Annotated in this window: 10 protein-coding genes; 2 read left to right on the forward strand and 8 right to left on the reverse strand. The window is 65.2% G+C overall.

The features are described from left to right. Positions 1-18 precede the first annotated feature (18 nt). On the forward strand, positions 19-1,401 hold the full coding sequence (locus EN955_RS00930; RefSeq protein ID WP_024503960.1) for an FAD-binding oxidoreductase: 1,383 nt from the start codon (positions 19-21) through the stop codon (positions 1,399-1,401). Between the two features lie 9 nt (positions 1,402-1,410). Next, on the forward strand, positions 1,411-1,767 hold the full coding sequence (locus EN955_RS00935) for a cupin domain-containing protein (RefSeq protein ID WP_024503961.1): 357 nt from the start codon (positions 1,411-1,413) through the stop codon (positions 1,765-1,767). Positions 1,768-1,784: 17 nt separating this feature from the next. On the opposite strand, the gene EN955_RS00940 is transcribed toward EN955_RS00935, so the two are convergent. The 8 genes from EN955_RS00940 to EN955_RS00975 all read right to left on the reverse strand — a co-directional run bounded on the left by EN955_RS00940 (position 1,785) and on the right by EN955_RS00975 (position 12,483). Further along, positions 1,785-2,051, reverse strand: coding sequence for a BrnA antitoxin family protein (locus EN955_RS00940; protein WP_024503962.1), 267 nt, complete (start codon positions 2,049-2,051; stop codon positions 1,785-1,787). A 99-nt stretch (positions 2,052-2,150) separates the two neighbouring features. Next, the gene (locus EN955_RS00945; protein ID WP_024503963.1) at positions 2,151-5,012 is read right to left on the reverse strand and encodes a nitrate reductase; all 2,862 of its coding nucleotides are present in this window, start codon (positions 5,010-5,012) and stop codon (positions 2,151-2,153) included. Positions 5,013-5,016: 4 nt separating this feature from the next. Further along, positions 5,017-5,346 (reverse strand): nitrite reductase small subunit NirD, encoded by a 330-nt coding sequence (nirD, locus tag EN955_RS00950; RefSeq protein ID WP_024503964.1) that lies wholly within the window; start codon positions 5,344-5,346, stop codon positions 5,017-5,019. A 5-nt stretch (positions 5,347-5,351) separates the two neighbouring features. After that, positions 5,352-7,802 (reverse strand): nitrite reductase large subunit NirB, encoded by a 2,451-nt coding sequence (nirB, locus tag EN955_RS00955; RefSeq protein ID WP_024503965.1) that lies wholly within the window; start codon positions 7,800-7,802, stop codon positions 5,352-5,354. Between the two features lie 4 nt (positions 7,803-7,806). Next, positions 7,807-8,604 carry an ABC transporter ATP-binding protein gene (locus tag EN955_RS00960; protein ID WP_013530459.1) on the reverse strand — a complete coding sequence of 266 codons (798 nt, stop codon included), beginning with the start codon at positions 8,602-8,604 and terminating at the stop codon, positions 7,807-7,809. A gap of 11 nt (positions 8,605-8,615) precedes the next feature. Next, positions 8,616-9,506 carry a nitrate ABC transporter permease gene (gene ntrB, locus EN955_RS00965; protein ID WP_024503966.1) on the reverse strand — a complete coding sequence of 297 codons (891 nt, stop codon included), beginning with the start codon at positions 9,504-9,506 and terminating at the stop codon, positions 8,616-8,618. Positions 9,507-9,571: 65 nt separating this feature from the next. After that, positions 9,572-10,888: a CmpA/NrtA family ABC transporter substrate-binding protein gene (locus EN955_RS00970; RefSeq protein WP_013530457.1), complete on the reverse strand. Its 1,317-nt coding sequence runs from the start codon at positions 10,886-10,888 to the stop codon at positions 9,572-9,574. A 356-nt stretch (positions 10,889-11,244) separates the two neighbouring features. After that, complete coding sequence (locus EN955_RS00975; protein WP_024503967.1) at positions 11,245-12,483, reverse strand: CmpA/NrtA family ABC transporter substrate-binding protein; 1,239 nt, start codon at positions 12,481-12,483, stop codon at positions 11,245-11,247. Positions 12,484-12,485: the final 2 nt, after the last annotated feature.

Consider the following 12,485-nt stretch of genomic DNA (forward strand, 5'->3'; position numbering starts at 1 on the left):
CCCGCAGGATTTTTAGACATGGACGCCAAAGTCAACGGCAACGTCTCGTTCTGGTATGCCGACATCGGCCTGCCGCCCTATCGCGCGCCGCTTCCGGGCGATCTCGAAGCCGATGTCTGCATCGTCGGCGCCGGCTACACCGGCCTGTGGACCGCTTATTACCTGAAGAAGGCCGATCCATCGATCCGCATCGCCATCGTCGAGCGGGAGTTCGCCGGCTTCGGCGCGTCGGGCCGCAATGGCGGCTGGCTGTCCGGCGGCTTCAGCTGGTCGCGCGAGAAATATCTGCAGACCTCGACGCGCGGCGCTGTCATCGACATGGAAACGGCCATGCATGGCACGGTCGACGAAGTGATCAAGGTGACCGAAGCCGAAGGCATCGATGCCGACATCCGCCGCGTCGACAATCTGACGGTGGCGACCAACCCGCCGCAGCTCGAACGGATCAACGCCGCCTATGCCGATGCGATCGGCTGGAGCGTGCCGAGCGAGCGTGTCAGCCTGATCGGCCAGGCAGAGGCCAAGGCCCGCATCAACATCAGGAATGTGCTTGGCGGTTATATCCACCACGGCACCGCGCGTGTGCAGCCGGCCAAGCTGGTGCGCGGCCTGTCCGAAGCCGTCGAGCGGCTCGGTGTGCCGATCTACGAGCAGACAACCGTGACCGGCATCGAGAAGGGCAAGGTCACGACGAACCGCGGCACCGTGCGCGCGCCGATCATCATCCGTGCCACGGAAGGGTTCACGGCCGGCATACCAGGCAATGAACGGCTCTGGCTGCCGCTCAACAGCGCGCAGATCATCACCGAGCCGCTGCCGCAATCACTGTGGGACGAGATCGGCTGGGAGGGCCATGAGCTTCTGGGCGACTCCGCGCACGCCTATTGCTATGCGCAGCGCACCAGGGAAGGCCGCATCACCATGGGCGGACGCGGCGTACCCTATCGTTACGGCTCGCAAACGGATGTGCGCGGCCAAACGCAGCAGGCCACGATCGAAAGCCTGCACGCGATCCTCACACGGCTGCTGCCGCAGACTGCGAAGCTTCGCATCGACCACGCCTGGTGCGGCGTGCTGGGCGTGCCGCGCGACTGGTGCACGACGGCAGGGCTCGATCCGCAAACCGGCATCGGCTGGGCCGGCGGCTATGTCGGGCTCGGCGTCTCGAGTTCCAACCTTTCAGGCCGAACGCTGCGCGATCTCATCCTGCGCCGCGACACCGAATTGACCCGCCTGCCCTGGGTCAACCGAAAGGTCAGCAAATGGGAACCCGAGCCAATGCGCTGGCTCGGCGTCCACTCGATGTATCAGCTCTATCGCGTTGCCGATGAGCGCGAGGAAGCCGGCCTCCAGCACACGTCGAAACTGGCCGCGATCGCCGACCGCATCACAGGACATTGAGAGACTACCATGACCGACTTCCAGACCTTCGCCCACCTCGCCTCCATCGACCTCGGCGAGGCTGAGCCCAAGCCGACCTCGATCAGCGGCGATCAGTTCGAAGCCTCGACGACGCTGTGGACCTCGCCGGATGGCGCACTGGAAGTCGGCGTCTGGGAGTGCACGCCGGGCCGCTTCACGGCCTCGCGCGAGACCAATTCCGAAACCTGCCACATCGTGTCAGGCCGGGTCTCGCTGCATGGTCCCGATGGCCGCAGCGAGGACGTTGGTCCGGGCGAAATGCTGGTGCTGCCGAAAGGCTGGAAAGGCGAATGGACGATCCACGAGAAGACGCGGAAGCTCTACATCCTGCACTTCGAAGCGTGAGCCGGCTGGAACAGCCGCTACTCGTCGTCTGAACGATCACCCCCGGTAACGATCGGCTTGCCTTCTATCACACGCCGCAAGGCGTCGTTGATGCGGTCCTGCCAGCCGGGTCCATCCTCCTGGAAATGGTCCAGCACGGCGCGGTCGATTCGGATCGAAACAAGCTCCCTGACGCCTGGAGCGGCCGTGGGCTCTCGGACCGGGGCAGCCGGCTTCTTCACCGGCTTGAAAGCCGCCTCGGCGGCCGCCATCGGATTTGTCGGTCGGCGCGGAGGATTTGCCATTGGATGACCCTGACTGAGGATGATTCGTGCGCGACGTAGCACGCCTGAGCCACCATAGCCCAACCAGCACCGTCGCGCAGGCCCCTTTGGTCATGACAATCACTCGGCCGCCTGGAGGCTCTGTGCGTCGATGATGACCCTGATCTCGGCACGGCAGGAGCCGCAATTCGTGCCGGCATGCAGGGCCGTGCCGATTGCCGCGACACTGCCGCAGCCGCGGCGTACCGCTTCCGCGATCTGGTTGGCGCCGACGCCGAAACAGGAGCAGACGATGGCGCCGCGATCGACGTCGACCCCGCCCGGCCGCCCGGCCACGATCGCCAGCCTGTCGCGCCGGTCGACATGATCGACACTCAACTGTTCCGCCGCCCAGCCGCGCGACACGGCGACCGGGCCGGGCGCGACGAACAAGGCCCCGGACAGTTGGTCGCCGTCGAAGGCGGCGATGCGATGCTGGCCGGCGTCGCGGTCATGATAGGCGAGGATTTCGGCGCCCACTGGCGCGCCGAACAGTGATCCGGCAAAGCCGGCCCAGTCGATGTCGTCTTCGGCAAAGGCAAGCTCGACCCGCCAGCCGCCCTTGCATTTGGCCACGGCCCAGTAGGCCGCGGTATCGGGCTCAGGCCTGCGCCGCGTCACCGCGAAGCCGAAGGCCTTGGCCGCGAATTTCTCGATACGGGCGGCGACATGTTTCAGCGCCGGCTGACCGGAAATGGGATCGGTCAGCGGCGCGGTCAGCGTGTCGAGCCGGCCCTTTGCCGAGAACTGATCGGTCCAGTGCATCGGCGCAAACAGGCTGCCCTGGCGCTGGCGCGCCGTCACCAGCGCGCGCACCAGCACATCACCGCGCGGGCTGGAAACGCGCGCTATGTCGGCGTCACCGATGCCGAAGCGCTGCGCATCCGCCGGGTGGATTTCGACGAAGGGCTCGGCGATGTGCTGCGAAAGCCGCGGGCTTTTCCCCGTCCGCGTCATGGTGTGCCAATGGTCGCGGATGCGGCCGGTGTTGAGGATCAGCGGATAATCGGGGCTGGTGCGGATTTCCGTGGTGGGACGGATGGCGATGAAGCGCGCCTTGCGGTCGGGTGTGAAGAAGTTGCCGTTGGCGAAGAAGCGAGCCTGGAGCCCAGTCGTGCCGACCCCTTCTGGCCAACCTCCAGCTTGAGCGCCCCCCTCTGGCCTGCCGGCCATCTCCCCCTCAAGGGGGGAGATTGGCAGCTTCGCCGACTGCTTTCGCTTTGCGACGTTGTGAATTGGCGAGGACGGCCATGACAGCCGATCTCCCCCCTTGAGGGGGAGATCGCCGGCAGGCCAGAGGGGGGCGCCTTGGCTCGGCGCTGGCCATTGGAACGGCTCAAGCGCCTCATATCCCTCCGCATCAACCCCGGCATAAGCCCCGATGTCGAAATCCCGCGCACCATCATTCTCGAAACCCGACAGCGCGGCATGCTCGGCAAACACCTCCGCCGGCGACGCGTAGGAAAACGCCTCACCAAACCCCATCCGTTTGCCCACCTCGGCAATAATCCGCCAGTCAGGCAGCGCATCTCCGGGCACGCGCAAAAACGCGCGCTGGCGCGACACACGGCGTTCGGAATTGGTGACGGTGCCATCCTTCTCGCCCCAGGCGGCGGCGGGCAGCCGGACATGGGCGTGGCGGACGGTATCGGTCCGGGCCAGCACGTCCGACACCACCACGAACGGGCACGCCTTGATCGCCGCTTCGACGGCATCGGCGTCCGGCATCGAATCGACCGGGTTGGTGGCCATGATCCACAGCGCTTTGATGTGCCCGTCGGCAACCGCCTTGAACATCTCGACTGCCTTCAGGCCGGGCTTTCCGGCAACGGCCGGCGCGTTCCAGAAGCGCTGCACGCGGTCGCGATGCTCGGGGTTTTCGATCTCCATATGGGCGGCCAGCATGTTGGCCATGCCGCCGACCTCGCGCCCGCCCATGGCGTTGGGCTGGCCGGTCACCGAAAACGGCCCTGCGCCGGGCTTGCCGATGCGGCCGGTGGCGAGATGACAGTTGATGATGGCGTTGACCTTGTCGGTGCCCGAAGACGACTGGTTCACCCCCTGGCTGTAGACGGTTACCGTCTTGGAGGTCGCCGCGAACAGGCTGTAGAACCGGCCAAGCTCGTCCTCGCTCAGGCCCGTGGCAGCGGCGAGGCCGGCCAGGTCGAGCACGGAGGCGGCGAAAAGCGCTTGCCCGAAGCCCGTCGTGTGCGTCGTGATGTAGGTTCGGTCGAGTGCATTGTGCTGGCCGAGGTAGGCGAGCAGCCCGGTGAACAAAGCGACGTCGCCATCCGGCGCGATCGCCAGATGCATATCAGCAATGTCAGCGGTCATGGTGCGACGCGGGTCGACCAGAACGATCTTCATCTCCGGCCGCTTTTCCCGGGCAGCCGCGATGCGCTGGTAGAGCACCGGATGGCACCAGGCGAGATTGGAGCCGACCAGCACGATCAGGTCGGCAAGCTCCAGATCGTCATAGGTTCCGGGCACGGTGTCGGAGCCGAAAGCGCGGCGGTGGCCGGCGACCGAAGAGGCCATGCACAGGCGCGAATTGGTGTCGATGTTGGCGGAGCCCACAAAGCCCTTCATCAGCTTGTTGGCGACGTAGTAGTCCTCGGTCAGCAACTGGCCGGAGACATAGAAGGCGACCGCATCGGGCCCGTGCTCGGCGATGGTTTGCGAGAAGGTCGAGGCGACGAGGTCGAGCGCCTCGTCCCAGCCGGCGCGGCGGCCGTGGATCTCCGGATGAAGCAGCCTGCCGTCGAGATCGATGGTCTCGGCCAGTGCCGAGCCCTTGGAGCAGAGCCGGCCGAAATTGGCCGGGTGGTCGGGGTCGCCGCGCACGGACACTTGCCCGTCCGCGGCGACCTTCGCCAGCACGCCGCAGCCCACCCCGCAATAGGGGCAGGTGGTCCTCACCTCGCGCGCTTCATCGATCTCCATGGGGTCAGGCCGCGCGGCTGGCCAGCGCTTCCAGCGCAATGAACAGATGCTCGCCTTCGATCCGCACCGGAATGGTGCGCACCGCGCCCTCGTCGGCGCCGAGCGCCTTGCCCGTTTCCAGCGAAATCACCCAATTGTGCAAGGGACAGGTCACCGCCGTGCCGTGCACGATGCCCTGGCTGAGCGGTCCGCCTCTGTGCGGGCAATGATCGTCGATAGCGTAGACCTGATCGTCCTGGGTGCGGAAGACCGCGATTTTTCCTTCCGGCGTGGCGACGCAGCGCGCGCCGCGGCGAGGGATGTCGGAGAGAGAGCCTATCGATATCCAGTTCATCACGCTCACTCCGCCGCCTGCGCAAAACCGACCGAGGCCATTGGCCGGAATTCGTGCTTGTCCTTGCCGGAAACGCGTTCGGACCACGGGTCGACCTGGGCGAATTTCTGGCTGAAGACGAAGCGCTCGTAATAGGCCTTGCGCTTGTCGCCATCGTCCATGATCTGGCGCTTGATCTCGGGGATGCCGATGCGCTTGGCCCATTTGTAGATGCGCTCGAGGTAGCGGCCCTGCTCGCGGTACATCTGCGTCAGCGCCACGATATGCTCCAGCGCCTCGTCCTCGGTTCTGACCAGGCCGAGTACTTCGGTGCCCTTGATGTCGAGGCCGGCCGCGCCGGCAAAATGGATCTCGTAACCGGAGTCGACGCAGATCACGCCGACATCCTTGCAGGTCGCCTCGGCGCAATTCCTGGGGCAACCCGACACCGCCATCTTGACCTTGGCCGGCGTCCACGAGCCCCACATGAATTTTTCGATGCGGATGCCGAGGCCCGTCGAATCCTGCGTGCCGAAGCGGCACCAGTCCGAGCCGACGCAGGTCTTCACCGTGCGCAACCCCTTGGCATAGGCGTGGCCGGAGACGAAGCCGGCCTGGCCGAGATCGGCCCACACCGCCGGCAGGTCTTCCTTGCGGATGCCGAGCATGTCGATGCGCTGGCCGCCGGTGACCTTGACCATCGGGATTTCAAACTTGTCGACAACGTCGGCGATGGCGCGCAGTTCAGCGGCATTGGTCACCCCGCCCCACATGCGCGGCACCACCGAATAGGTGCCATCCTTCTGGATGTTGGCGTGGACGCGCTCGTTGATGAAGCGCGACTGGTAGTCGTCGGCGTAGTCGTCCGGCCAGTCGCAGACGAGATAGTAATTGAGCGCCGGCCGGCATTTGGCACAGCCGCAGGAGGTCGTCCATTCCAGTTCCTGCATGACGGCGGGAATGGTCTTCAGGCGCTTGGCGATGATCAGCCGGCGGACCTCGTCATGACCGAGCGTCGTGCAGCCGCACATCGGCTGCACCGCCGCTGGATTGTATTTGTCGCCGATGGTCAGCACCATCAGCTTCTCGACCAGCCCGGTGCAGGAGCCGCAGGAGGCCGAGGCCTTGGTGTGGGCGCGCACGTCGTCGAGCGAGGTCAGGCCCTTGGCCGTGATCGCGCCGGTGATCTTCCCCTTGCAAACGCCGTTGCAGCCGCAGATCTCCGCATCATCCGGCAAGGCTGCAACGGCCGCCATAGGGTCCAGCGGGGCACCCCCCTGGTAGGACTGGCCGAAGATGAGCGTATCGCGCATCTCGGATATGTCGGTCTGCTTTTTCTTGAGATCGTTGAACCAGGCGCCGTCCGCCGTCTCGCCATAGAGCACGGTGCCGATGATGCGGTCGTCCTTCAGCACAAGTCGCTTGTAGACGCCGGCCGCCGCATCGCGCAGCACGATCTCCTGGCGGTCCTCGCCCTCGGCGAAGTCGCCGAGCGAGAACAGGTCGATGCCGGTGACCTTGAGCTTGGTCGGCGTGTCCATATGGACGAAGGCCGCCGCTTCGTTGCCGGCAAGCTGGCTGGCTGTGACGCGCGCCATCTCGTAGAGCGGCGCGACGAGGCCATAGACCTGGCCGTTGACCTCGGCACATTCGCCGAGCGCGTAGATGTCGGGATCGTTGCTGCGCATGCCGGCATCGACGACGATGCCCCTGTTAACGGCGATGCCGGCCTGTTTGGCCAGCGCCGAATTCGGCCTGATGCCGACGGCCATCACCACAAGCGTTGCTGGGATAATGGTGCCGTCAGCAAGTTCCACCTGCCCGACCTTGCCGTTGCCGGTGATCGCCTGGGTGTTGGCCTTGGTGATGACCTTGATGCCGCGCTGCTCCACCGCACGCTGCAAGAGATAGCCGGCGGCCGGATCGAGCTGGCGCTCCATCAAGGTCGGCATGACATGCAGCACGGTGACGTCCATGCCTTGCGCGTTGAGGCCCGCCGCCGCTTCCAGACCCAGCAGGCCGCCGCCGATGACCACCGCCTTCGCCCGCGACTGGGCAGCGAGCATCATCGCCTGCACGTCATCGAGATCGCGATAGGTCAGCACCCCCGGCAGGTCATGGCCCGGCACCGGAATGATGAACGGTACCGAGCCGGTGGCGATGACGAGCTTGTCGTAGGGCTCGGTGACGCCATGATCGGAGGTGACGGTCTTCGCCGTCCGGTCGATGGCAACGATCTTGTGGCCCTTGTAGAGGGTGATGTTGTTGGCGATGTACCAGCCGTCGCCATGGATGATGATCTCCTCATAGGCCTTCTCGCCCGACAGCACCGGCGACAGCATGATGCGGTCGTAATTGACGCGCGGCTCGGCGTTGAAGATAGTGACGGTGTAGCGGCCCGGAGCCTGTTCCAGCAGGTGCTCCAGCATGCGCCCGGGGGCCATGCCATTGCCGATGATGACAAGTCTTTCGCTCATGGTGCTACTCCGCGGCTTCGACGAAGCGGTGGCGTTCGTAGAGGAACTTCAGAACCGCCTCGCGGCAGCGCAGGAAGGTCCGGTCGGAAGAGAGTTCGACGCGCCGGCGCGGCCGCGCCAGCGGCACGGCAAGCACTTCGCCGATGGTCGCCGCCGGGCCATTGGTCATCATGACGATGCGGTCGGAGAGCAGCACCGCCTCGTCGACGTCATGGGTGATCATGATCGTCGTTGAGCCGAGCCTGGAATGGATGTCCATCACCGCGTCCTGCAGATGGGCCCGCGTCAGCGCATCGAGCGCGCCGAACGGCTCGTCGAGCAGCAGGATCTTCGGCTCCATCGCCAGCGCCCGGGCGATGCCGACGCGCTGCTTCATGCCCCCGGAGATTTCCGCCGGGCGCTTGTCCTTGGCATGCGCCATCTGCACGAGGTCGAGATTGCGCATGATCCAGTCATGCCGCTCGACTTTGCTCTTCGAACGGCCGAAGACCTTCGACACCGCCAGGTTGATGTTTTCGTAGACGGTCAGCCACGGCAGCAGCGAGTGGTTCTGGAACACCACGGCGCGTTCCGGTCCAGGGCTGTCGACCTCCTTGTCCTCGAGCAGCACGGCGCCGGCCGACACCTTGGTCAGCCCGGCGATCAGATTGAGCAGGGTCGACTTGCCGCAGCCGGAATGGCCGATGATGGAGACGAATTCGCCCTTGTCGATGGTCAGCCTGATGTCCTTCAACACCTCGCTGACCTGGGCACCACGCGTGAAGGATTTGTCGATATGGTCGAGCTTCAGATAGGCCGTCATCGCCCCTCTCCTCACTTTGCCGTTGTGCCGCGGGTGACGAAGGCGCCGACCGCCGCGACCAGCCGGTCGAGGCAGAAGCCGGTGACGCCGATATAGGCGAGCGCGACGATGATGTCGGGCAGCCGCGACGAGTTCCACGCATCCCAGATGAAGAAGCCGATGCCGACGCCGCCAGTCAGCATTTCAGCGGCGACGATGGCGAGCCAGGACAGGCCGATGCCGATCCTCAAGCCGGTGAAGATGTAAGGCGCGGCGGCCGGCACCATGATCTTGACGAAGAATTCGAACTGGTTGAGCCGCAGGATGCGCGAGACGTTGCGGTAGTCCTCGGGAATGTTGCGCACGCCGACCGCGGTGTTGATGATGATTGGCCAGATCGAGGTGATGAAGATGACGAAGATCGCCGACGGGCTGGAATCACGGAACGCCGCCAGCGACAGCGGCAGCCAGGCCAGCGGCGGCACCGTGCGCAGGATCTGGAACACCGGGTCGAGGCCGCGCATCGCCCAGATCGACTGGCCGACCAGCGCACCGAGCGCGACGCCGACGACCGCCGCCAGGCCGAAGCCGACGGCGACGCGCTGCAGCGAGATCAGCACGCGCCAGGCCAGACCTATATCCTGCGGGCCATTGTCGAAGAACGGATGCGCTATCAGGTCGTAGGCCTCTTTCCACACCTGGGTCGGCGGCGGCAGGCTCGATGTCGGCGACGAACAGGCGATCTGCCAGACGACCAGCATCAGCGCGATGACGATGATGGGCGGCACCAGCGCGCTCGCCAGTTTGCCGGCGATGGCGAGCGGCTCGAAGCGGCGCCGTGCCTTGGCAGTGAAGGCGATGACCTCCGCCGGCTTGGCGGGAAAGGCCTTCACCTTGGTGTCCTCGATAGTCTGGATCGACATGTCTGGGGAAAACTCCTTGGGGCAGGTAGTGATCGCAAGCGGCGCATGCACCGCTTGCGATCAGGCTACGCTGATGCCTTGATCTTCAGGCTGTCGAGATAGGCGGACGGGTTGGCCGGATCGAAAATCTTGCCGTCGAAGAAGGTCTCGACGCCCCGCGACGACGACGCCGGAACGTCGGCTGCCGCGACGCCGAGATCCTTGGCCGCCTCGCGCCACAGATCCTCGCGGTTGACCTGGTCGACCAGCGCGTTGATGTCGGTGGTCGGCGCGAACTTGCCCCAGCGGATGTTCTCGGCAAGGAACCACGCATCATGGCTCTTGAACGGATAGGAGACGCCGCCCTTCCAGAACTTCATGGAGAGATCGGTGCCGTTGGCGACGCGGCCATTGCCATAGTTGATGTCGCCCTTGAGGCGGCCGATGATGTCGGCGACGGGCACGTTCATCCATTGCCGCTTGCCGATGATAGCGGCCATCTCGTCCTTGTTCTCGGTGGCCTCGCACCATTGCTGCGCTTCCATGACGGCCATCAGGATCGCCTTGGTGGCGTTCGGATATTTCTCGATGAATTCGGCGCGCAGGCCGAGCGCCTTTTCGGGATGGCCCTTCCACAATTCGCCTGTCGTGGCGGCGGTGAAGCCGACGCCCTGATGGACGAGTTGCTCGTTCCACGGCTCGCCGACGCAGAACACGTCCATATTGCCGACCTTCATGTTGGCCACCATCTGCGGCGGCGGCACGACAATGGTCGAGACGTCCTTGTCGGGATCGATGCCGCCGGCGGCCAGCCAATAGCGCAGCCACAGATCATGCGTACCGCCCGGGAAGGTCATGGCGGCCTTGATTTCCTTGCCGGTCGCCTTCTTGGCAGCGAAGGCGTCTTTCAGCTTCGAGGCGTCGAGGCCGACACCGGTGCCGGCATATTCCTGGGCGACCGAAATGCCCTGGCAGTCGTAGTTGAGCCGAGCCACGATCGCCATCGGCATCGGCTGGTTGTTCTGCGTCACCTTGCCGGTGTGCATGAGGTAAGGCAGCGGTGTCAGGATATGAGCGCCGTCGATGCCGTTGGCCGCGCCGCCGAGCATCAGATTGTCGCGTGTCGCACCCCAGGAGGCCTGCTTGAGCACCTCGACGTCGGGCATGCCGAACTTGGCGAACAGCCCCTTCTCCTTGGCGATCATCAGCGGGGCCGCATCGGTGAGGGCAATGAAGCCGAGCTTGGCGCCGGTGACCTCCGGAGTGGCGGTCGCGGCATAGGCGCCGGAAGGGAAGAGCTTGCGGGCCGCCACGAACAGGCCGGCCGTCATCGCGCTGCTGACCAGAAAATCGCGGCGCGTCATGTCTTTGAGGGTCGTTCCAGTCCTGATCCGTTTCGTCATCGTCGTCTCCGGTTGGGCGCGGCTTGGGATCCGCGTCGTCGATTGCGTGTTGATCAAAACAAAAAAGCCGCCAGCCAGGTCTTCGCGTCCGGGTGACCGGGAGCGCGCTTTAACCTGAGCGGCAGCTTTGCCTGTGGCGCCCGCCATTGGACGCCCGTTCCGTGACCCGCGAAGGGCCTGTCTATTTCAAAGCAGGAACCGTGCCAGTTTTGAGAGAGGTGAAAAAGGCCAATGAAATCAGCAGCCCGCGCTGATCGCCGGCGCATCGAACCCTATGGCCGGAAGGCCAAAGATTGTTCATTAGGGCAATCGCGCGCACAATTCTTGTGCAATGCACAAGGATGGCGCGGAAATGATCAGGCCTGAATCTCGGCAGATTTCTGGCCGGTAATGTACGCATCGATCTCGTCAGGATCGAAGATCTGACCGTCGAAGAAACCATCCGGACCGAGCACAAGGCCGGCGCCTGTCGCGCCGACCGCGGTGGCAATTTGGAGCGCACCCTCGACTTTCGAATTGGCGCCGGGAAGCGCGACGCCGAGCGGCTTCAGCGCCGAACGGTAGAGGTCGGGACGGTAGCAATCGCGGGCGATGGCAAGGCTTTCAGGCGTGTGCGCCACGTGCCCCCAGCGCACCATCTGCGTGTAGAACCACAGCGCATGGCTCTTCCACGGAAAGTTCGCCGCCTTGTCGAAGGGGAGGAAGAAGTCGTCGATGGTCCGCTCCGCACCGCCGCCCAGTTGGAGATGGCCGGTCAGGATCGGCATCTGCACGGTCGGCGGCAGGCCGAGGAAGCCGGCCTGCGCCATCACCCCGGCCAGTTCGCCATGGTTGGCCGGATCCTGGCACCAGCGCGCCGAGCGATGCAGCGCGCGCAGCAGCGCCGCCAAGGCCTCGGGGTTTTCATCTGCCCAAGCCTTGCGCACGCCGATCACCTTCTCCGGGCTGTTGCGCCATATCCGCGCCTTGACGGTGACGATGTGGCCGGTGCCGGCGGCCACCGCAGCGCTGTTCCAGGGTTCGCCGACGCAGTAGCCGTCGATGCGGCCGGCGGCCAGCGCATCGGCCATGAAGGGCGGCGGTACGATGACGATCTCAATCTCTTGGCTCGGATCGATGCCGCAGGCGGCGAGCCAATAGCGCAATTCGTAATTGTGCCCGGAATGCGGATGCACCACGGCAAAGCGCAGCGGATCGCCACCGGCCGCAGCGCGCTCGCGAATGAGCGCGCCAAGTGCGGCACCGGCGCGCGCCGGGTCTAGGTCGGCCTCGGCGCCGTGTGCCGCCATACCGGCCCAAACGGCATTGGAGATGGTGACGCAATTGCCGCCGAGGCCGAGCGAGAACGGCACGATGGTTTCCGAGGCCAGCGGCGTCAGCCCGAGATTGCAGGCGAGCGGCATCGGTCCCAGCATATGCGCGAGATGGAAGTGGCCGATGGCGATGCGGTCGCGGATGTTGGCCCAGGATGTCTCGCGGTGCAGCTTCAGATCGATGCCTTCTTGCGCGGCGAAGCCAAGCTCGCCGGCCGCGACCAGCACGGCGCTGTCGAAAAGCGGCATGAAGCCGGCGGTGATCTGGTGCTCGGCAGTCATGC

The organism is Mesorhizobium sp. M7A.F.Ca.CA.001.04.2.1, from assembly GCF_003998485.1.
GTDB classification, from domain to species: domain Bacteria; phylum Pseudomonadota; class Alphaproteobacteria; order Rhizobiales; family Rhizobiaceae; genus Mesorhizobium; species Mesorhizobium ciceri.